The following is a 20,816-nucleotide window of genomic DNA, read 5'->3' as shown; positions in this document are numbered from 1 at the left end:
TTATCCATTTTGAAAAAAGCACTTCATGATCTGAAGTGCTTTTTTTTTATTCATAGAGTTTTTAACGTTATATGAGATAGACTTTTATGATCCATATTATTTTATAAGGCAGCATTTCATTCGGTTTAGATGATACTCCAAGCGGACATATACAAAACTTTACTCATCAGATTGATGTCTGGTTATTTAAGAAAATATAAAATGAATACATCAGGATATCTAAGATATCATATCCTTTGATATAGAGAATATCCGATATACAACACTTGCATCTCGAGTTTAATTTATTATGATGATAGGAACCATGGAATGGTGTTCTAGGCTTTGGTCTAACTTGATTAAAAGAATATAAACTTTTAATTTAGAGGAAATGGAAACCTGTAAGATGAAAAACAAACAGGTGAAGTAGAACAAATCGGTCTTGAAACCGAACTATAAAAAATATTAAAGGATTGATTCTCATGTATTACTTTTTAGCAATTGGCATATTATTGCTGATTTCAGTGATGGCCTATAAAGGGCTCAAGCGTGAACAAATTTATGACAGTGCCTTAAAACGTCGTGCTGTGATGAGCAGTCATGAACAACTATTTTTTTCACGCTTAAAACAAATATTTCCAGAGTTCACGGTATTGGCGCGAGTTTCATTTGATGCCTTACTCACGACAAAGTTTTTAAGAACGCGGAGTAAGTATCAATCTATGGTGGCTGACTTTGTGTTATTGGATAAAAATTATCAGGTCTTTGCGATAGTGGCTTTTGCTGATTTAAGCCATGCCAGACGCATTCATGCTGATTATTATCAGGACCGATTATTGGAATTAGCAGGCTATCGGGTCATTCGTTATGACACTGTGCCAGAATTAAATGAGCTGCGTGAGCAATTTGAATGTGAACTGCTCACACGCTATTCACAACCTCATTCGCTGACTACATTGCCTGTTCAACAGCGCAATTTTAAGCTTGATACCGTCAGCAATCTTAAGGTTTAACGGCAACCACGGTCATTTCAACTAGAACATCTGGGCGATACATTTTTGCTTCGACACAGGTACGTGGAAGCGCTTGGATATCTGCGCACCATGCATCCCAGATCTCGTTCATGCCTGCGTAGTCATTTTCGATGTCTTTCAGAAAGATCATCACAGATAGGATATGACTTTTATCTGTGCCTGCATCTGCCAGAAATCGATCGATCAAGTCGAGTGTTTGTTGGGTTTGACCTCGAATAGCCAAACTCAAATCTTCCGCAAGCTGACCCGCTAGATGCACAAGATTGCCTGAAATTGCAATTTCAGAAAAACGTTTGCTCACATGTAAACGTTGAACGCTCATTTATTTTGCCTGTATATATTCAGAAGATACATCTGATTGTACGTGGGCTTTCATTCGGGCTGCAACCAAAGTCGTGAGTAAACAACCTACCGTTAAATAAACAGCAACATAGTGCCATTGTCCATGTGCCAGTGTCACCAGTGCTGCGGCAATAAAAGGCGTGAAACCTCCACCTACAATACTGGCCACCTGATAACCGACACCCGCACCGCTATAGCGATAAGCTGTACCAAATAATTCTGTAAAAATAGGCTGATGTACACTGACCACCATATCGTGAGAAAGGTTGGCCAACAAAATTGCAAAGAGTACAATCCAGAGTGTTGAGCCACTTTCTAAGGCAAAGAAAAATGGAAAAGCACACGCTGCTCCGATTAATCCACCCATCACGCACATACGACGACGACCAAAGCGATCAGAAATATGGGCAAAAAAAGGAATGGTAAAACAGCTAATCGCGCCGACCATCAGACCAATATTTAAAAATAAACTGGAGGACATGCCCAAATTTTTCGTGGAATAGTTTAAGGCAAAGGTGGTGACCAGATACATGGTCAGTAGTTCAGCCAAACGCAAAGCGATAATGTAAAAAAAGCCTTTGGGGTTTTGACGAACTGCTTCAAACAATGGAATTTTTGCAGGTTGTTGTTTCGCTTTGACGACATTTTCCAAAAATTCTTGTGATTCTTCCTGACCGCCCCGCACCCATAAGGCAAATAAAACCAAAATGATGCTCGCTAGAAAAGGAATACGCCATGCCCAGTCTGCAAAAGCATCCTGACCAAATAGATAGATGACCAATGAGACACTGCCTGTAGCTAGCATGAGCCCAACCCCATAACCGATCTGTACACCGCTGCTATATAAAGCCTTACGGCCTTTGGGCGCGCTTTCAACAGCCATGAGCGCAGCTCCACCCCATTCACCGCCAACAGCAAATCCTTGAATAGCACGAAGTAAAACCAGCAATACAGGCGCCCACCAGCCAATACTTGCAAAGTTAGGCAGTAAACCGATCAAAACGGTTGCAGTACCCATCAAAAACACTGTGAGAAACAGCATCTTTTTACGACCTAGACGGTCACCAAAATGACCAAAAACGATTCCACCGAGTGGACGAAATAAGAAACCGACACCAAAAGTCGCAAATGCAGCCAATGTGCCAATTGCAGGACTGACATTGGGGAAAAATTGATGATTAAAAACCAGTGCAGCAACAATACCGTAAAGAAGAAAATCGTACCAATCGACCACAGCACCAATGAAACTACTAAATGCGGCTTTACGAGCGCGTTGCGCTTGCGAGGGAGGAGAATAAGATGCGGGCATGCAAGAGGGATCCCATGTTTTTTAAAACCAGTTGCCCTGTAATATTCGGATTTTTTCGTCGCGCTCACTACAGGACAGCATGCTAAAAATAAAGGTAAGGTTTTAGCATAACCGCAGATACATGGGTAAATGCATTTGCGAGGCTAGATTACTCTAAAATAAAACAGAAGTGAAAGGGATAAAGGTTGATTTTTTGCACATTTGAATAAAAAAACGGCAGATCACCAAAGTGACAATTGATTTTCATCAGCTTGAGGGGCGAGTTGATAGACGCCCATACCGATCAGACGGTATTGAAATTCGGCAGGTAAATGCATTTCATAAAGCAGAACCTGTAAAATATCCAAAAGTTCTGCAAATGACTGAATCGGGCGTTTAAAGCTTTTACTGTGCTGATAGATTTGAAAGTTTTTGAGTTTAAGTTTAATACTGACACCACGTGCAGTCAGTTGTTTGTGTTGTAGATTATTCCAGACTTTTTCAGCCAGTGGCGGCCAATAGGCCAGACATTCATTCAGATATAAATCGCCATCAAAAGTGGTTTCTTTGGATATTTGCTGACGTTCCCGTTCAGCCTGCACTGTCCGATGATCAATGCCTTGTGCATAGAGAAACAATTGTTTTCCATATTTACCAAAATGGTGGATCAGTACATTTTCCTCAATTTGTTGCAAATCGCCCAGTGTTTCAAGCTGAAGCTGTTGTAATTTTTCCTGTGTGACCCGGCCAACTCCCGGAATTTTTTTTAAGGGCAAGTCCTGAATAAAAGCCTGCACCTGACTCGGTTTAATCACACATAAGCCATCAGGTTTATTCCAGTCTGAGGCAATTTTGGCTAAAAACTTATTTGGGGCGACACCCGCCGAAGCTGTAAGTCCTGTGACTTTCAAAATATCTTGACGAATTTGAATCGCAACATCGGTAGCACTGGGAAGATTTTTAAAATTTTCAGTGACATCGAGATAAGCTTCATCCAGAGATAAGGGTTCAATGATTGCTGTATATTGCTGAAAGATCTGATGAATTTGTGCTGAAACAGCGCGATATTTTTCAAAATTAGGCTCAATCACGATGACATCAGGACAAAGTTTACGGGCCTGTCCCATTGACATAGCCGAACGTAAACCAAATTCACGTGCAGGATACGATGCAGCCGCAATTACGGCTCGTGGATGGTGTGATGAAATTACCACAGGCAAATGCTTTAGCTCTGGGCGTTCACGTAACTCGACTGAGGCATAGAACGCATCCATATCGATATGAATGATTTTACGCATACTCATGGTTTTGGCGCTTGTTTATTTTGCTCGATAAAATATTGCCATTGGCGCTGCGAGCCTGAGAACACATTTAAATCCACTGGTTTGGTAATGCCTTGAATCTTCCCCTGATTGGTATGTTGCCAAAACATCCAGTCGCGTTGATCTTTCAGTTGCGGTTTTTCCTGATAATCACGAATCCAAAGAGGGGTATCTTTAAAACTTCCAAGCAATACAATGTGATAGAAGCTTTTTGAAACATAAAAAATCGGTTGTTTAGCATAATGCTTTTTTAAAAGATCATGCATTACTTTGATTTCTTCAAGTAACTGCTCTTTGGTATAGGTATTAATACAGTTACTGTCATATTCCAGATCAATTACAGGAGGAAGTGCATCGAGTTTTTTCGGCACAGTTTCAATAAAATTTTGCGCCTGAATTTGTCCATTACGACAGAGGCGATAAAAATGATACGCACCGACATGAAAGCCACGTTCCCGCGCTTTAAGCCAATTTTCCTGAAATTTAGAATCCTTAAAGTCACCACCTTCAGTTGCCTTTAAATACACAAACTGAAATTTCTCAGGAGAAATTTTCGACCATTGAATATCACCTTGATGATGCGATAAATCAAATCCTTGTACTGGATAATCCTGCGCAGATGCCTGACGATGATAAAACACCCCGACATATAGCAAGGCTGCCATGACAACAGCGGCCAGTCCTCCACCCAAATAGGGGATATATGCAGATGTTCGAGAGCTGATCGTTTTTGGCATAGCAATAAGATTAATCATTGAATTTACATCTTAGCTTGAACCCAAAAGATATACCATGATGAAAATGCAATCTATTTAAACGGACGTGTTAGGTGGAATACGCGAGAACACCAGCGCAGTAATAATATTGATACATCCCAAACAAATCAGAGACGCATGGAATGCTGTGGTGAGATGCTGAGTTCCAAAATATTGGGTAAAAAAATTAATCAATGTACCTGCCAGTGCGACCCCGATACTCATCGATAGCATCATGATCATCGATAAAAAACTATTACCACTACTGGCATCATGCTGAGATAAGTCTTTCAGGGTTAAGGTATTCATCGATACAAATTGGATGGAATTTAAAGTGCCAAAAATAAAGAAATGAATGGCACGTAGCCAGATAGGCGTCTCTGCTGTCATCAGGGCGAAACTGGCAATACAAGCACCGACCAAAATAGTATTGGTAAGCAATACATGACGATAGCCAAATTTTTGAATAATGGGGCGAATAATAGGCTTTGAAAATAAAGACCCAAGCACCAAAGGGATCATGAGTAAACCCGTATAAAAAGGTTCAAAGCCAAAAGCCACCTGTAGCATCAAAGGCAGAATAAAAGGTACGGCATTGCCACCAAAACGTGCAAAAAAATTGCCTAATACACCAATCGCATAAATTTTGTTTTTAAATAAATCACTACGAAACAGCGCATTTTGATGGGTATGTGCATGATGGGCGTAAATTAAAGCCGCAATGAATCCTGTACTTAGTAAACCAATACTGAACCATTTGGAATATTCACGGCTGGCCAAATGCTCAATGCCTAAAGAGAGGCCGACCATTGCGAACACTAACAAGACAAAACCACTGAAATCAAATGCTTTGACTGTAGGTTCAGTGGCATTGGGCATGGCTTTGAAAGTGACCAGAATACCTAAGATGCCCATTGGGATATTGATTAGGAACACCCAGTGCCATGTGGCAACCTCCACTAACCAACCGCCGAGTGTAGGACCAATGAGTGGGCCAATCAGTCCAGCAAGACTCATTAAACTCATCGCCGCCAAAAACTGGGTACGTGGAATCAGTTTCAGCATGGCCAGTCGCCCGACGGGCAGCAATAATGCACCTCCAACCCCTTGCAGGATTCGAAATAAAATTAATTGATTGAGTGTTTGCGAAAGCCCACAGCCGAGCGATGCCATCGTAAAGATAATAATTGCAGCAAAATAAGTATTTCTTACACCAAAACGATCTGCCAGCCAGCCACTCAAAGGAATACACGCTGCAACGGTTAATACATAGGCAACCACCACAGCATGCATTCGTAGCGGATCTTCATTGAGATGGTGCGCCATTGAAGGAATAGCCGTGTTGACGATGGTGGTATCCAGCGCCTGCATAAAAAAACCGATGGAAACCAGAAATACCAATAATCGAAATTCAGGCTGTAATTTTTGATACGTAGGTGCAGCATTCATTGACGTGAAGACAAATCCAGAGGGCTTTGCCTAAAAGTAGCATAAAATCAGATAAAAGGTTGTTGGACTGCTGTTGAAGCATTACGTTTTTATTTTTATTGGGTTCTTTTAAATAACATGCGGATTTTTAAAAATCCGCATGTATCATTTCGATCAAATGAGCAACCTTAAACTACAAAACGACTTGGTTGGTTTAAGTTTTTAATGGTAGTGTAAATTTCTTCGATACAGTGACAGACGATCAGCTTGGCACGATGTTGAGGAGGTAAAAAACCTTCCTGAACGGCATGGTCAAGTTGAGCGATCAAGGCATTATAGAAACCATTCACGTTATATAAAATCATGGGTTTTTGATGCTGGTTCAATTGGCCCCACGTGGCAATTTCCAGAATTTCTTCAAACGTGCCTAAACCACCTGGGAGTGCAACAAAAGCGCTAGCACGATCGGCCATCATGGACTTACGTTCATGCATGGTGTGTACTACATGCAATTCGGTTAATTGCGCATGTGCTACTTCATAATCCAGCATAAACTCTGGAATGACACCGACCACTTCACCATGATGTTCCAGTACTGTATCGGCGACTTGTCCCATGAGCCCAATACTGGCACCGCCATACACAATGCCAAAGCCCTGTTCAGCAATACCCTGCGCCAGCTCAATGGCTTTTTCTCGATAAATCGGTTTGTTTCCGCTACGTGATCCACAATATAAAGCAATTAAAGGTTGAGTTGTTTTTACAGTTACATTCAGATCTGCTGTCATTTCTACTACGCTATTCATCTCGTTTTCGTTTTACCTTATCACGTTCATTTCTACTTCACTACATTAAGCAAGAAATATGACAACTTTATGCGTGTGGTGCATAAACTTTGCAAGGCTTTGTATCGGGTTGGTGACGGACATCTAATGATGATTTAAAAAAAGATGAATTTTTAAAAAATCTTGCCTATACTGAAAACCTGTTTAACAACAAATTTATGCCCATGGGTAGTGGTTGTCGTCACTTCGTTTTTTCTTTGTCTATACAACAAAATTTTAGCCTTATTTTTAGCGAGAAAAATATCGCGCTGCCTCAGAATAAGAACAATCTCACATCGCAGTCGGAGACTTGTCTATGATTTTTGAATGGATGTCTGATCCTTCTGCGTGGGTGGGTCTTGCCACACTGGTGATTCTGGAAATTGTTCTGGGTATCGATAATCTGGTGTTTATTGCCATTTTGGCTGAAAAATTACCTCCTGAGCAGCGTAATACCGCACGTATTGTCGGTTTGATTCTGGCGCTTGGCATGCGTCTGATTTTATTGGCCTCAATTGCTTGGGTGGTGACCTTAACCAGTCCTTTATTTTATATTTTTGATCATCCTTTTTCTGGGCGTGACCTGATTCTACTGTTCGGTGGTGTGTTTTTATTATTTAAAGGCACCATGGAATTGCATGAACGTTTGGAAGGTAAACAATTTCAGAAAGAAGAAAATCCAGTACATGCCACTTTCTGGATGGTGATCGTACAGATTGTAGTGTTGGATGCGGTATTCTCACTGGATAGTGTGATTACTGCGGTAGGGATGGTCAAACATCTTTCCGTGATGATGATTGCAGTCATTATCGCGGTCGGAATCATGCTGTGGGCTTCCAAGCCACTGATGGAATTTGTCAATAAACACCCGACCGTGGTTATTCTGTGTCTGGCATTTTTGATGATGATCGGTTTCTCGCTAGTAGTGGAAGGTTTTGGTTTCCATATTCCAAAAGGTTATTTATACGCCGCCATTGGTTTTGCCGTGTTGATCGAAATGGCGAATCAAGCCATGCGTCATAATCAGGAAAAAGCAGTCACCACGACTGACTTGCGTTATCGGACAGCCTCTGCGGTTTTAAAAATGCTGGGTGGTAAAAATAGCGCAGGCAGTAGTGACAATTCGCAAAACGAAAAAGAAGATGTACTGGCGACCCAAGCCTTTGCCGATGAGATGTTTGATGAAGAGAATGGCGCTTACCACAGTGTGATGGTACAGGGCGTGTTAGGGCTTTCGGAGCGACCTGCTAAATCTGTGATGACCCCGCGGCCTGAACTGGAATGGATTGATCTGGAAGAAGAACCCGAAGCCTTAAAACAGCGCTTGTTATCTATGACTCATTCGCGTTTGATTGTGGCCAGAGGTGAACTGGATAATATCGAAGGCATTGCGCTTACCCATAAAGTCTTAAACGAATATATCGAAACAGGGGCCATTAATTTTAGTCACCATTTACGTGAACCTGTGATTGTGCATGAAAATGCGCAGGTATTGATGGTGATGGAGCAATTACGTCAAGCGCCACTACAAATGGCGATTGTGCTTAACGAATATGGTTCGATTGAAGGTATTGTGACCCCAATCGATGTACTCGAAGCAATTGCAGGTGAGTTCCCAGATGAAGATGAACTTGAAGCCATTGCTGAAAGTCTGGAAGATGGTTCGCTTATGCTGGAAGGCTCAACCGACATTCGTCATGTCTCATTATTGCTGAATCGTGATCTGGTCAATGAAACCGAAGAATATTCGACTCTATCTGGCTATATCCTATTTCACTTGGGGCGTTTGCCTGAAAATGGTCAAAAGGTTCATGCGGATGGCTATATTTTTGAAGTGGTCACCATGGATGGACATAAAATTGAGAAAGTCCATGTGATTGTAGATGAAACATCGTCGCAGAAAAATGATTGATGTTTCAGCTAGGTATTGTTAAGTAGTGATTATTGAAATAGCCCTTAAGTGGGCTATTTTTCATACTGAATTTTTTATAATCGAGAGCGCTATGAGTTCAGCAATTCAATGCCCTTGTGGTCAGGGTGATTATGCAAACTGTTGTGAGCCTTTGCACTTAAAACAAGCAGTGGCACAGTCGGCTGAACAGCTTATGCGCTCACGCTACAGTGCTTTTGCACAGCAACAGATTGATTATTTGATCGAAACGACAGCACTCGGTCAACAGGCTAGTCTGGATCGAGCCGCTATTGCCGATTGGAGCCGTCAAAATCAATGGCTCAAACTGGAAGTGATACAGCATCAGCCAAAGTTAGACAAAACCCATGCATCCGTTGAGTTTAAGGCACATTATCATGATGGGACACAACAGCAGATTCATCATGAACTTTCATATTTTGTTCAATATAAAGAGCAATGGTATTTCCTTGATCCGACTACAGATCAGCACATCACCATGAAACAACCGTGTATTTGTGGTTCAGCTAAAAAATTTAAACAGTGTTGTGCACAATTCTTATAAGTTTACCGTAGAATATCTGCCATCTTTTCCCCGACGTGGATGAAGGGCAATGTTACTCACCATTATTTATATTATTGCAATCACGGCTGAAGCGATGACAGGTGCGTTATCTGCTGGTCGGCGCAGTATGGATTGGTTTGGGGTGATGTTGATTGCCTGTGTGACGGCACTTGGCGGTGGTTCAGTACGTGATGTACTGTTGGGACATTATCCGCTGACTTGGGTCAAGCATCCTGAGTATCTGATGTTGACTTGTGCGGCAGCGTTTATCACCATTTTAATCGCCAAATGGATGCGCCATTTACGCAATATCTTTTTATTACTCGATGCATTAGGGCTGATTGGATTTACCATTATTGGTTGTCAGATTGCATTGCAAATGGGACATGGTTTTATTGTCTCGGCAGTTGCAGGGGTATTGACGGGAGTGTCTGGCGGTATTTTGCGCGATATCTTGTGTAATGATGTACCTTTGGTGTTTCGCCGTGAATTGTATGCCAGTATTTCTTTTGTCGCGGTGATCTGTTATTGGGTCTGTCTTGAAATTGGCATGTCACTTGAGCTCACGGTGATTTTCACACTGGTTTTTGGCTTTGCATTACGTTGTATTGCGATTTATTTCGGTCTGGAAATGCCGAAATTTATTTATCAGGATGATGACAGTGATTCTGCGTCTTCTACAGATCGACATTAATAAATATAAGATTCAACAAAGCTTTTTTATCTTTAGGCAACAATTTAACCTTCGGTTTTGCCTACTTTTGTTTTGGCAAAAGTAGGCAAAACCATTGTCATCTGCAAAACTCGCCATATAGCATTTTCTATCCAATGTATCGCAGAAACGGATTTTTTTAGATGGTTCTTGGCTCGGACAGTTGCAGATGACGTTTTCGCGTATCATATGTCAGAAAATAGCTTATATATGTGAATGTTTAAATCAAAAGATCGGTAAACAATTACTTCAGGCTGTGGAATACTATTTAATCGAAAAATATTCAGTTCATTGCTTTAAGATGTCTGTACTTTCAGCACGGAAAGAATTGTTGGCTTTTTATCAAAGGCGTGGTTATCAGCTCACGATGCAAGTCGAGGATTATCCGATTCATGCCAATGTCGGTCAGCCCTTGTTGAAAGATTTAAAGGTGTTAAATTTAACCAAAGCAGCGCTAAAATAATTGAAAATAGCTTAGAAATGATCGCTGACTTAAACCGAAACATAACATTTAACTTAAATGCTGAAAATTAAAAATATAATTTGAACTTTGATGTAAAAATACGTTTATATTAGATTTTTTTATCAGTCTCTTTTTTATTTCTTCATGAAAAAAGAGGATCTACCTAATGATGAAAAAAACCTATTATTCTACCGATCAATAAAAATTAAGCTCAAGATTCAAGGTTGCTCAGTCTATGGATTTAGTCTCTCGTGTACAAAACTTACCTATTGGCAAGTTCCACTATACCTTGCTTTGCGTGGTGGGATTGGGATGGATGTTTGATGCGATGGATACGGGCATCATTGCTTTTATTATGACGACATTGGTGAAAGATTGGGCGCTGAGCCCTGCGGAAAGCGGTTGGATCGTGAGTATCGGATTTGTTGGCATGGCGATCGGAGCCGTATTTTCAGGTGGATTGGCAGATCGTTTTGGACGCAAGACCATTTTTGCCTGCACGTTGATGCTGTATAGCCTTGCGACCGCCGCCTGTGCCTTTGCGCCCAACCTGACGTCATTATTGATTTGCCGTTTTATCGTTGGGCTTGGTTTGGGTGGACAACTCCCTGTTGCTGTAACACTGGTCAGTGAATATGTACCTGCACAGGTACGTGGTCGTTTTATCGTCTTGTTGGAAAGTTTTTGGGGATTAGGTTGGCTGGTGGCTGCACTGATTTCTTATTTTGTCATTCCAAAATTCGGTTGGCATATGGCATTTTTGCTCGGTGGTTTACCTGCACTATATGTCTTTGTGATTATAAAAAAAGTACCCGAATCGATTCCTTATTTGATCAACCGTGGGCGCATTGATGAAGCCCATGAACTGGTGCAACAGCTTGAGCAACAAGCTGGGATTGCTGTGGTTGAAAAAATTGAAGTAAAACCTGTTGCACAGCAGCGCAAAGTTTCTTTTATCCAATTATGGTCGTCACCGTTTGCACGACGCACCTTGATGTTATGGTTGATCTGGTTTGGTATCGTTTATTCTTATTACGGGATTTTTACGTGGCTACCAAGTTTGTTGGTGAAACAAGGTTATAGCATCGTTCAGTCATTTGAATATGTTTTATTTATGATTTTGGCGCAGCTTCCTGGTTATATCGCAGCGGCATGGTTGGTAGAACGTTTGGGGCGTAAGATAACTCTTGCAGGCTTTATTGGTGGTTGTGCGATTTCAGCCTACTTTTTTGGTCAGGCGCAGAGCGTCAATATGATTATGTTCTGGGGTTGCTTAATGTCCTTTTTCAACCTCGGCGCGTGGGGCGTACTTTATACGTATACGCCAGAGCAATATCCCGCCAATATTCGTGCTTTTGGTTCTGGTTGGGCATCCGCGATTGGGCGTATAGGTGGAATCGCAGCACCTTTGGTGGTCACACAGATGATGGTGGCACAAAATGGTTTTCATCACGTTTTTATGATGTTTACTGTGGTTTTGTTGGCTGTGGCAGCAGTAGTGCTTATTCTCGGTGAAGAAACTCAAGGAAAAACATTAGAGTCGATTGGCTTATAACAATAAAAAGAGGTTGAACATACTGCATAAAATGGATAGTTTTAGTCCATAAGACATGATTTGACGCAGTGCATGATTACAGGGTCTTGTATCCTCAAGCACTGCCACTTAGCATATCCATGAATAGAAAAATTGATTAGGATCATTTCCGAATATGTCCAGCCTTGCGCACCATGCGACAGAAAACCGTTCCGTTGCTGAATTTACTGAACAAGCCTATCTGAATTACGCCATGTACGTGATCATGGATCGTGCCTTGCCACATATTAGTGATGGTTTAAAACCTGTGCAGCGACGTATTGTCTTTGCCATGAGTGAGCTGGGGCTAAAACATAGTGGTAAACCGAAAAAATCTGCACGTACAGTCGGTGATGTACTCGGTAAATATCATCCGCATGGTGACTCTGCTTGCTATGAAGCGATGGTACTCATGGCACAACCGTTTAGTTATCGTTATCCTTTGATTGAGGGGCAAGGTAACTGGGGTTCCCCTGATGATCCAAAATCGTTTGCTGCCATGCGTTATACCGAAGCTAAGCTTTCAGCGTTTAGCGAATTATTATTAAGTGAACTTGGGCAAGGCACCTGTGACTGGCAGGATAACTTTGATGGTTCCATGAAAGAGCCTGTCAATTTGCCTGCGCGTGTTCCTAATATTTTATTAAATGGCACGACGGGCATTGCAGTCGGCATGGCAACGGATATTCCACCGCATAATTTGCGAGAGGTGGTCAAAGGCACCATTGCCCTGATTCGTAACCCTGAAACATCGGATGAAAAACTGGCTGAATATATTCCAGCACCAGATTTACCGACTAAAGCTGAGATTATTACCCCGCGCGATGAATTGCTCAAGATACAGACAACAGGTCGGGGCAGTTATCGAGTAAGAGCCATTTACCACATTGAAAAGGGTGAAATCGTCATTACCGATTTGCCTTATCAAGTGTCAGGTTCCAAAGTGATTACCCAGATTGCCGATCAAATGCAGGCCAAAAAACTGCCTTTGGTGAGTGATATTCGTGATGAGTCGGATCATACTAATCCAACCCGTTTAGTGATTGTATTGCGTTCCAATCGGGTCGATGCAGAAGCGGTGATGAGTCATTTGTTTGCGACCACGGATCTTGAATCCAGTTATCGTGTCAATTTAAATATGATTGGCGCAGATGGTCGTCCGCAAGTCAAATCGATTCGTCGTATTTTGCTGGAATGGATTGACATCCGTAAGGCAACCGTCACTCGCCGCTTACAATATCATCTTAATAAAATTGAAAAACGCTTACATATCTTGGCAGGTTTATTGATTGCTTATCTGGATATTGATACCGTCATTCGCATTATCCGTGAAGAAGATCAGCCTAAACAAGAGTTAATGGCACACTTTGGCATTGATGAAATACAGGCAGAAGCGATTTTAGAGTTAAAGCTAAGACATTTGGCTAAACTTGAAGAAATGGAAATTCGCCGTGAACAAGAAGAACTTGAAGCCAGAGCCGCTGTGATTCGTGAACAATTGGATAATCCAGAGTCGCTGAAAAATCTGATTATTAATGAACTCAAAGAAGATGCGAAAAAGTTTGGTGATGATCGCCGTTCTCCAATTGTTCAACGTGAAGATGCGGTACAAATTCGTGAGCAGGATCTCATGCCTGCTGAAACCGTGACCGTGGTTTTATCTGAAGCGGGCTGGATTCGCTGTGCCAAAGGCGCAGACGTGGATGCAGAAAATCTGAACTATCGAGCAGGTGATCAATACTTAAGTCATGCCGTTGGTAAATCAAATCAGCGCGCTTATATTCTGGATGAAACGGGGAGAAGCTATGCATTACCAATTGCGAATTTACCTTCTGCTAGAGGCTCGGGTGAACCTTTAAGCTCCAAGTTGTCGCCAGCCAATGGTGTGTCGTTTATACAGGTTTATATTGGCGATGATGAACAGGAGTTGATTGCGGCGAGTAGCGCAGGTTACGGCTTTAAGAGTCAGGTCAAACAACTGGATACCAGTGCCAAAGCAGGTAAAGCGTTCTTGAGCGTCTCTGAACAAGCACATGCTTTACCACTCATTCCTGTGCAGGATGCAACCCATGTTGCAATTCTTAGCTCCGCAGGACGTTTATTGATTGTTGAAATGTCAGAATTGCCAATACTCAATAAAGGCAAGGGTAACAAGTTGATACAACTTGATAGCAAAGAACAGATTTTGTCCATGACAGCTATGAATTTAAATGAAATAATTCAGGTGGTTGCAGGACAGCAACAATTAAAATTAAAAGGTGATGATCTCCTCAAGTATGCTGGTAAACGTGCGACGAAGGGGCAACTCTTACCACGAGGATATCAAAAAGCAAATAGACTGTTGATTCAGAGATAGTTCTGGCATCTGCTGCGATATTTAGGCTATATATAGCCCATATTCGCGGAAATGAATGCAATGTGTAGGCGCAGATCAGCTAAAAAAAGCTTACACGTTGATAAACAGTTGTGATTTAAGGATTACTGATTGGAGATAATGGCGTTATGGAAAAAATATGGTTTGCTGAGTACCACAGAACAGGGATTCCAGAAACAGTAGAATTACCCCCAGAAAATACTTCATTAAATGATGTATTTGAACGTAATTTTCAAAAGTTTGGTTCACGTGATGCCTTTATCTTTATGGATAAAGTCCTAACTTTCAGTGAATTGGAAGAAGCAAGCCGTAAATTTGCTGCCTATTTACAAAGTTTGGGTTTGGCAAAAGGTTCGCGTGTCGCGGTGATGATGCCAAACGTATTGCAATATCCTGTGGTGGCTTTAGGTATATTCCGTGCAGGTTTGGTGTTGGTTAATGTCAATCCATTGTATACAGCACGTGAGCTTGAACATCAGTTGAATGATTCGGGTACAGAAGTGCTGGTCATTGTGGAAAACTTTGCGAGCGTTTATCAAAGTATTATTGGTAAAACACCTGTTAAGCATGTGGTCGTCGCTTCAGTTGGCGATATGCTGGGTACATTGAAAGGGACTTTGGTTAATTTTGTACTGCGCAAAGTACGTAAACAAATTCCTGACTGGAATATTCCAGGACATATCAAATTCAATACAGCATTGAATAAAATCAGTCCAAACAGTTATAAGCGTCCAAGTTTAACTTTAAGTGATACGGCTGTCCTCCAATATACAGGTGGAACAACGGGTGTCTCTAAAGGCGCTGAGCTGACCCATCGTAATCTTGTTGCAAATATGCTGCAATGCGACGGTATCTTCCAAAGTAAATTTGGTGACAAAGATGGCGATAAAAATGATCGTATTTTTTGTGCATTGCCGCTTTATCACATTTTTGCATTTATGGTGTGTGCCATGTATGGCATGTACAAAGGACAGGCCAATGTTCTGATTCCTAACCCACGTGATTTGCCAGCCGTGATTAAAGAATTACGTAAATATCAGCCTTCATTCTTCCCTGCGGTTAATACTTTGTTCAATGCATTGGTTCATAATGAAGAATTCAAACAGTTGGATCACAGCAAATTGAAAATGGCGATGGGTGGTGGTATGGCGGTACTTCCGTCAACGGCTGAAGCTTGGAAAAAAATTACAGGCACTAACATCATTGAAGGTTATGGCTTGTCTGAAACTTCTCCAGTGGCAACAGCGAATCCACCTGCATCAGAAGAATTCAGCGGTACGATTGGTATTCCATTACCATTAACTGAAGTTGCGATTTTAGATGATGATGGCAATGAAGTTGCTTTGGGTGAACAAGGTGAAATCTCGATTCGTGGTCCACAAGTCATGAAAGGCTATTGGAATCGTCCAGATGAAACCGCAAAAGTCATGACTGTTGATGGTTTCTTCCGTACGGGTGATATTGGTATCATGGACAGCCGTGGTTATGTTAAAATTGTAGACCGTAAAAAAGATATGATTTTGGTGTCTGGCTTTAACGTTTATCCTAGCGAAATTGAAGAAGTTGTCGCAAAACATCCAAAAGTTTTGGAAGTCGCCGCAATTGGTGTGCCTGATGAAAAATCTGGTGAAGTACCAAAACTATTTGTGGTGAAAAAAGATCCTTCACTTACGACTGAAGAAGTTTTGAGCTTTGCTAAAGAAAATCTAACAGGTTATAAACGTCCGCGTTATGTGGAGTTTATGGATGAATTGCCAAAATCGAATGTAGGTAAAATCCTGCGTAAAGATTTGCGTAAAAGTGCCTGATCTGAGCATTAAAAAAAACGCCTGAATGTTCAGGCGTTTTTTTATGAGTAAAATTAAACTGAGGATTTCATGAACCAGCGATCGATATAAGGTCGCCCAATCCCAATAATCAATGTAAACAGCAGCATTGAACCCAGCTGTAAGCGCAGCGCAATTAAGTTAAATTGACCAAAACTGAGATAATTATCTAGTCCACAATATACCACCAAAACCAATAACCAGATCCATAGGTTTTGACGTTGGATCCCCACTGCTAAAAAAGCAAGGGTTAAAATCACAAACGTCCCTAAGGTCGATTGCCAGTTAAGATTGGCACAAATCACACTGAGTAAAAAAGCAGTCAGCGGCAGAACAATCTTCAAGATGCGATCAACCTTTAATTGGTTTTTGCGCTGTTTGTCCAGTATGTTGAACATGTGATCCTGATCAGAATTGCTCATGTAGGGTCTCGCTTGATCATCTTATTTATAAAAACACACTATTTAAGCGAATTTCCATACAAAACACCATGCTATGATAAGGCATTTTCCATAAATACATCTTGAGAATGAGATTATGCAGGGCATTAACGGCATTATTTATCTAATTTTGGCAGCATGTTTATTGCCTTATGTATTTACCATAATTGCCAAGTTTAATGCGGGGTTTAAGGCGAAAGATAATCAAAATCCGCGTGAATTTCTTGCAAAAAGCACCGGCATTGCTGCACGTGCCAATGCTGCACAGCAAAATAGTTTTGAAAGTTTACCGTTATTTATTGCGGCGATACTCATGGCGGAGTATATGGTTTTACCGCAAAGTATTATCATGACCTTCGGAATTGCTTATCTGATTTTACGCATCCTTTACGGGATTTGCTATTTGATTAATTGGGCAACCTTGCGCTCAATTATCTGGTTATTGTCGATGTTATGTCCTATTTCACTGTTACTTTTGATTATTCGCTTGCTATAAAATCATAAATATCTAGGCGTTTAGAGATGGTTTTAAAATTGGTCAGGAATATGAAAAAATCCTTTGCCAAATTGTATAAACGACGCAGTTTGACTCAGAAAACCGTTATAATCGTCGCGATTTAAATCTGGTTTAACCGTTAAAAGAGTGTTGCTATGAGCTACAACAATATCCCTGCGGGCAAAGATGCACCTAATGATATTTACGTTATCATTGAAATTCCAGCCAATGCTGCGCCAATCAAATATGAAATTGATAAAGATTCAGATGCATTATTTGTAGATCGTTTTATGGGTACAGCAATGTTCTACCCAGCGAACTATGGTTATGTGCCAAATACATTGTCAGAAGATGGTGATCCATTAGATGTCTTAGTCGTGACACCTTATCCAGTTGCAGGGGGTTCTGTGATTCGTTGCCGTCCAGTGGGTAAATTGAACATGGAAGATGATGGCGGAATCGATGCAAAATTGATCGCTGTTCCACATGAAAAATTGTCGCCATTGTATAAAGATGTCAAAGAATATACGGATCTTCCACAGCTTTTGATTAACCAAGTTGAACATTTCTTTGCTCATTACAAAGATTTAGAACCTGGTAAATGGGTAAAAATCAGTGGTTGGGAAGGTGCTGATGTCGCTAAAGCAGAAGTGATCAAAGCGATCGAAGCGGCTAAAAAATAAGTTTTATTCTGAGTAATCAAATGAAAAACCCTACATTTCAATGTAGGGTTTTTTGTATCAGGTTGGTTTTAACCGATTAGAAGAATTTAATCGGGAAATCAACAAAGATACGCCATTCGTTGGTATCACCAATATAGGCATTGGTTTGATATTCATCACTGGCACGATAAATTGAATTACGTACACGGATATTTAAATCTTTGGCAGGGCCCGTTTGGACTTTATAAGACACCTGATTGAAGAATTCGCGCTCTTTGGCATCATCAGTCAAGTTATTTACACGGATGTCCCAGCCATAAACGTAAGCGGTTGTCCATGACAGACCTGGAACAGCTAAATCCGCAAAGTCATAAGTGTATTGCAGTTGTACCGACTTTTCATGATTACCAATAAAGTCAGACAGGTATGAGTTTGGCAGATAAATACTTTGACCACCATCGCCATTTTGACCATAGTCATAGCCAACATTGCCTGTATTTTGTTGATACGCCAACATAGCTGTATGTGGGCCAGTATTATACGTTGCAGATACTGCCCAGATATTATTTTTCTTGTCTTCATTGGCTGGACCAGTCGCAGAGTAGGTTGTACCTGGCTCAAACTTGGTGTGGTAGCCACTGAAGTCATAAGTCAATGAATCTTTATTGGCAAGGGTTTGCTTATAATTGACATTGGCATAATGACGTTCAAGTTTGTCTTTCAGATCAGCACCATAATAAGCAGCTTTTAACTGATCATTAAACTGGTATTTTGCGCCCCAGACATAAGCACGATCCAAATGGTTTTGGTCAGATGCAATATGTTCAGGTAATTGGTTTTTTGTAAATTTACCCGCAACCACTTCCAAGTTTTTAATTTCGTGGCTGGTGATCAGTGTCCCTTCAAAATATTCAGGCACGTTACGTGTCGTCATACTGGCAAGGACAGGTAAATCAAGAATCTGTGTACCATAGGTTAAGGTTGTGTTTGATGCGCGGGCTTTGACATAACCACCACCGCGTGTCCATTGGTCGTATGGATCTACACGGCCATTGGCATCTTTTTGCCCATCATTTTTTAGCGCAATCATGCTGTTACCTGCATGATAGTTATCGCCTAATTTAAAAGAAAAATCACCCACGACACCCGCTGCAAAACCGACCGGGCCTTGGGTAAAGCCAGACTCAAGATTTAGCATGACCGATTGAAGCCATGAATTAGTATCATGAACGCCATCTTTTTTATCGCGTTGAATAAAACCGTTGCGTAATAGAACCGATGCGCTAGCACCTTCAACAAAACCTTTTGCTTCACTTTGTTCACTTGCATACGCTGAGGAAATAAGGGCAGCGTTAACCAAAACTGCTAAAGTAAGCTTTTGTGCTTTTAGCATTGAATACCTCAAAAATAAATCTAAATGGGTTTCTAAGCAGGACTCAGAAAATGAACAAATTGTATAGATAATCTATAGAAAAGATATCATTTTCATTAAATTATTTTACTAATGTATATATGCAATTTAGAAATAGCAGGTTTTTAGTTAACTTTATTTGATCAATTTTTTGGAATTTTTTAGTTTATTTAAACAAAACAAAGATGCACTTAAAAAATGCACAATTATTATGCAAAGTTGGAAAAAGACCCAAAACTGCGCTATCTCACATTTTTTGTTACATAGTTGGCTGAACTTGATTCATCATGAATGACATGTTTTAACGTTATTAAAGCCTTTATACAAAAATGATGACAGTCGTATTAAAACGAATGGAAATTTTACAGTCTAATTTTTCACACTACATCTCGATTGTAGCAGTGCTTAAAGCAAATTTTGGAGGGGTTAAAGTCGATAGCTTGAACTTCAAAATTTTCGCTCTTTTTGCAGCGTTAATTTAATAAAAGAGATGAGCTGTCTAAAAGTTGGCATAGCATTTGCTAAATCTAAATCGATGCAATTTAAAACACAATATCCGTCGGAGTGATCCGATCATGGGGGAGATCAGAATGAAAAAATTTGCATGTAAAGCGGTTGCATTAGGCGTATTGGTCGCAGGTTCAACGGCTGCAATGGCTGAAGATAAACCATCTGTCGCAGGTTTTTCTGTTGCGGGTAGTGTGGCTGCAACTACAGACTATCGTTTCCGTGGTGTGACTCAAAGTTCAAATAATCCAGCAATTCAGGGCGGCTTTACCTTGATTCATGAATCAGGTGCTTATCTGGCACTATGGGGTTCGAGTGTAGACTTTAATATACATGGGGTATCTGCTGAGACTGATGCAACTTTAGGTTATTCTAACAAAATTGCATTTAATCCAAACTATAGCGCGACCTATGACGTGGGCGTAACCTATTATGGTTATGTTGGTTCAAAAACCAATGCCGTCAATCCATACAATGGTAAATCGGGTTTGAATTTCACAGAAGTTTATGCGAAGTTAATTTTCCCAGAAGCTCTGTTAAAAGGCGATAGCGTTACAGTAGGCGTTAACTATTCACCTGATTACTGGGGGCGTACTGATGATTTCTGGTATTTTAATTTAGGTTATAGTGCTCCAATTGCAGATACAGGATTTACTGGTATTGCATCTATTGGATATAACAAGTTGAAAGATAAAGATTCTTTAAGTGTGGTTGCAGGTGGGCCGGGCGAAGATGATAGCTATCTAGATTATAAATTTGGTGTGCAATACAGCATTTTAGGCGTTACGGCTGAACTTGCTGGTGTAGGCACTGACATTAGTACATCGGGTATGACCGATGCAGGTAAAAAACCATATGATTTAGGTGCAGTACTCACCTTATCTAAAACTTTTTAATTGATCTAAA

Annotated in this window: 19 protein-coding genes; 11 read left to right on the top strand and 8 right to left on the bottom strand. The window is 40.8% G+C overall.

The genetic code is table 11. The features are described from left to right. Positions 1-461 precede the first annotated feature (461 nt). Positions 462-992 (top strand): DUF2726 domain-containing protein, encoded by a 531-nt coding sequence (locus I6L31_RS09165; protein ID WP_004995408.1) that lies wholly within the window; start codon positions 462-464, stop codon positions 990-992. Here the strand turns inward: I6L31_RS09165 and I6L31_RS09160 are convergent. The 6 genes from I6L31_RS09160 to I6L31_RS09135 all read right to left on the bottom strand — a co-directional run bounded on the left by I6L31_RS09160 (position 982) and on the right by I6L31_RS09135 (position 6,954). Next, positions 982-1,335, bottom strand: a complete 354-nt coding sequence (locus I6L31_RS09160) for a RidA family protein (RefSeq protein WP_005001731.1) — start codon at positions 1,333-1,335, stop codon at positions 982-984. The two genes, I6L31_RS09165 and I6L31_RS09160, sit on opposite strands and share 11 nt — an antisense overlap. Next, positions 1,336-2,664 carry a shikimate transporter gene (gene shiA, locus I6L31_RS09155; RefSeq protein ID WP_005001735.1) on the bottom strand — a complete coding sequence of 443 codons (1,329 nt, stop codon included), beginning with the start codon at positions 2,662-2,664 and terminating at the stop codon, positions 1,336-1,338. Positions 2,665-2,885: 221 nt separating this feature from the next. Beyond that, complete coding sequence (gene dinB, locus I6L31_RS09150; protein WP_035271762.1) at positions 2,886-3,941, bottom strand: DNA polymerase IV; 1,056 nt, start codon at positions 3,939-3,941, stop codon at positions 2,886-2,888. 2 nt (positions 3,942-3,943) lie between these two features. Further along, positions 3,944-4,702: a glycoside hydrolase family 25 protein gene (locus tag I6L31_RS09145; protein WP_035271854.1), complete on the bottom strand. Its 759-nt coding sequence runs from the start codon at positions 4,700-4,702 to the stop codon at positions 3,944-3,946. 75 nt (positions 4,703-4,777) lie between these two features. Next, complete coding sequence (gene mdtD / locus I6L31_RS09140) at positions 4,778-6,169, bottom strand: multidrug transporter subunit MdtD (protein ID WP_005001739.1); 1,392 nt, start codon at positions 6,167-6,169, stop codon at positions 4,778-4,780. A 167-nt stretch (positions 6,170-6,336) separates the two neighbouring features. Next, positions 6,337-6,954: an LOG family protein gene (locus I6L31_RS09135; protein ID WP_005001740.1), complete on the bottom strand. Its 618-nt coding sequence runs from the start codon at positions 6,952-6,954 to the stop codon at positions 6,337-6,339. A gap of 334 nt (positions 6,955-7,288) precedes the next feature. On the opposite strand from I6L31_RS09135, the gene I6L31_RS09130 reads away from it, so the two are divergent. From I6L31_RS09130 to I6L31_RS09100, 7 genes are all read left to right on the top strand, one after another. Further along, positions 7,289-8,884: a TerC family protein gene (locus tag I6L31_RS09130; protein WP_005001741.1), complete on the top strand. Its 1,596-nt coding sequence runs from the start codon at positions 7,289-7,291 to the stop codon at positions 8,882-8,884. A gap of 91 nt (positions 8,885-8,975) precedes the next feature. Then, entirely contained in the window at positions 8,976-9,446 is a 471-nt protein-coding gene (locus tag I6L31_RS09125) for a YchJ family protein (protein ID WP_005001743.1), read from the top strand. Positions 9,447-9,495: 49 nt separating this feature from the next. Then, positions 9,496-10,140, top strand: coding sequence for a trimeric intracellular cation channel family protein (locus I6L31_RS09120; protein WP_004995394.1), 645 nt, complete (start codon positions 9,496-9,498; stop codon positions 10,138-10,140). A 319-nt stretch (positions 10,141-10,459) separates the two neighbouring features. Continuing rightward, positions 10,460-10,621 carry a hypothetical protein gene (locus I6L31_RS18325; protein ID WP_228128593.1) on the top strand — a complete coding sequence of 54 codons (162 nt, stop codon included), beginning with the start codon at positions 10,460-10,462 and terminating at the stop codon, positions 10,619-10,621. Positions 10,622-10,856: 235 nt separating this feature from the next. Then, positions 10,857-12,176: a niacin transporter NiaP gene (niaP, locus tag I6L31_RS09110; RefSeq protein ID WP_005001749.1), complete on the top strand. Its 1,320-nt coding sequence runs from the start codon at positions 10,857-10,859 to the stop codon at positions 12,174-12,176. 154 nt (positions 12,177-12,330) lie between these two features. Next, positions 12,331-14,550: a DNA topoisomerase IV subunit A gene (gene parC, locus I6L31_RS09105; protein WP_005001751.1), complete on the top strand. Its 2,220-nt coding sequence runs from the start codon at positions 12,331-12,333 to the stop codon at positions 14,548-14,550. A 146-nt stretch (positions 14,551-14,696) separates the two neighbouring features. Then, positions 14,697-16,376: a long-chain-fatty-acid--CoA ligase gene (locus tag I6L31_RS09100; RefSeq protein ID WP_005001752.1), complete on the top strand. Its 1,680-nt coding sequence runs from the start codon at positions 14,697-14,699 to the stop codon at positions 16,374-16,376. A gap of 53 nt (positions 16,377-16,429) precedes the next feature. On the opposite strand, the gene I6L31_RS09095 is transcribed toward I6L31_RS09100, so the two are convergent. Continuing rightward, positions 16,430-16,816 carry a hypothetical protein gene (locus I6L31_RS09095; protein ID WP_005001754.1) on the bottom strand — a complete coding sequence of 129 codons (387 nt, stop codon included), beginning with the start codon at positions 16,814-16,816 and terminating at the stop codon, positions 16,430-16,432. A gap of 115 nt (positions 16,817-16,931) precedes the next feature. Between I6L31_RS09095 and I6L31_RS09090 the strand changes: the two genes are divergently transcribed. Together I6L31_RS09090 and ppa are read left to right on the top strand one after the other, a co-directional pair. Further along, positions 16,932-17,330, top strand: a complete 399-nt coding sequence (locus I6L31_RS09090; protein WP_005001756.1) for an MAPEG family protein — start codon at positions 16,932-16,934, stop codon at positions 17,328-17,330. 155 nt (positions 17,331-17,485) lie between these two features. Next, the gene (gene ppa / locus I6L31_RS09085) at positions 17,486-18,013 is read left to right on the top strand and encodes an inorganic diphosphatase (protein WP_005001759.1); all 528 of its coding nucleotides are present in this window, start codon (positions 17,486-17,488) and stop codon (positions 18,011-18,013) included. 76 nt (positions 18,014-18,089) lie between these two features. Here ppa and I6L31_RS09080 read toward each other — a convergent pair whose 3' ends face one another. Then, positions 18,090-19,385: an OprD family outer membrane porin gene (locus tag I6L31_RS09080; RefSeq protein WP_005001763.1), complete on the bottom strand. Its 1,296-nt coding sequence runs from the start codon at positions 19,383-19,385 to the stop codon at positions 18,090-18,092. A gap of 608 nt (positions 19,386-19,993) precedes the next feature. On the opposite strand from I6L31_RS09080, the gene I6L31_RS09075 reads away from it, so the two are divergent. Beyond that, positions 19,994-20,806, top strand: a complete 813-nt coding sequence (locus tag I6L31_RS09075) for a TorF family putative porin (protein ID WP_035271767.1) — start codon at positions 19,994-19,996, stop codon at positions 20,804-20,806. The last annotated feature ends 10 nt before the right edge of the window (positions 20,807-20,816 follow it).

The organism is Acinetobacter septicus (assembly GCF_019355975.1).
In the GTDB taxonomy this organism is placed as follows: Bacteria; Pseudomonadota; Gammaproteobacteria; order Pseudomonadales; family Moraxellaceae; genus Acinetobacter; species Acinetobacter ursingii.
This window is presented reverse-complemented; position numbering and strand designations above follow the sequence as displayed.

Bases quoted from the DNA above. Each gene is read 5' to 3' on its own strand.
- I6L31_RS09160 (WP_005001731.1), bottom strand. From the start codon at position 1,335: ATGAGCGTTCAACGTTTACATGTGAGCAAACGTTTTTCTGAAATTGCA.
- I6L31_RS09145 (WP_035271854.1), bottom strand. From the start codon at position 4,702: ATGCCAAAAACGATCAGCTCTCGAACATCTGCATATATCCCCTATTTG.
- I6L31_RS09120 (WP_004995394.1), top strand. From the start codon at position 9,496: ATGTTACTCACCATTATTTATATTATTGCAATCACGGCTGAAGCGATG.
- I6L31_RS09135 (WP_005001740.1), bottom strand. From the start codon at position 6,954: ATGAATAGCGTAGTAGAAATGACAGCAGATCTGAATGTAACTGTAAAA.
- I6L31_RS18325 (WP_228128593.1), top strand. From the start codon at position 10,460: ATGTCTGTACTTTCAGCACGGAAAGAATTGTTGGCTTTTTATCAAAGG.
- dinB (WP_035271762.1), bottom strand. From the start codon at position 3,941: ATGCGTAAAATCATTCATATCGATATGGATGCGTTCTATGCCTCAGTC.
- I6L31_RS09165 (WP_004995408.1), top strand. From the start codon at position 462: ATGTATTACTTTTTAGCAATTGGCATATTATTGCTGATTTCAGTGATG.
- I6L31_RS09075 (WP_035271767.1), top strand. From the start codon at position 19,994: ATGAAAAAATTTGCATGTAAAGCGGTTGCATTAGGCGTATTGGTCGCA.
- I6L31_RS09125 (WP_005001743.1), top strand. From the start codon at position 8,976: ATGAGTTCAGCAATTCAATGCCCTTGTGGTCAGGGTGATTATGCAAAC.
- I6L31_RS09080 (WP_005001763.1), bottom strand. From the start codon at position 19,385: ATGCTAAAAGCACAAAAGCTTACTTTAGCAGTTTTGGTTAACGCTGCC.
- I6L31_RS09090 (WP_005001756.1), top strand. From the start codon at position 16,932: ATGCAGGGCATTAACGGCATTATTTATCTAATTTTGGCAGCATGTTTA.
- shiA (WP_005001735.1), bottom strand. From the start codon at position 2,664: ATGCCCGCATCTTATTCTCCTCCCTCGCAAGCGCAACGCGCTCGTAAA.
- mdtD (WP_005001739.1), bottom strand. From the start codon at position 6,169: ATGAATGCTGCACCTACGTATCAAAAATTACAGCCTGAATTTCGATTA.
- I6L31_RS09130 (WP_005001741.1), top strand. From the start codon at position 7,289: ATGATTTTTGAATGGATGTCTGATCCTTCTGCGTGGGTGGGTCTTGCC.
- ppa (WP_005001759.1), top strand. From the start codon at position 17,486: ATGAGCTACAACAATATCCCTGCGGGCAAAGATGCACCTAATGATATT.
- I6L31_RS09095 (WP_005001754.1), bottom strand. From the start codon at position 16,816: ATGAGCAATTCTGATCAGGATCACATGTTCAACATACTGGACAAACAG.
- I6L31_RS09100 (WP_005001752.1), top strand. From the start codon at position 14,697: ATGGAAAAAATATGGTTTGCTGAGTACCACAGAACAGGGATTCCAGAA.
- parC (WP_005001751.1), top strand. From the start codon at position 12,331: ATGTCCAGCCTTGCGCACCATGCGACAGAAAACCGTTCCGTTGCTGAA.
- niaP (WP_005001749.1), top strand. From the start codon at position 10,857: ATGGATTTAGTCTCTCGTGTACAAAACTTACCTATTGGCAAGTTCCAC.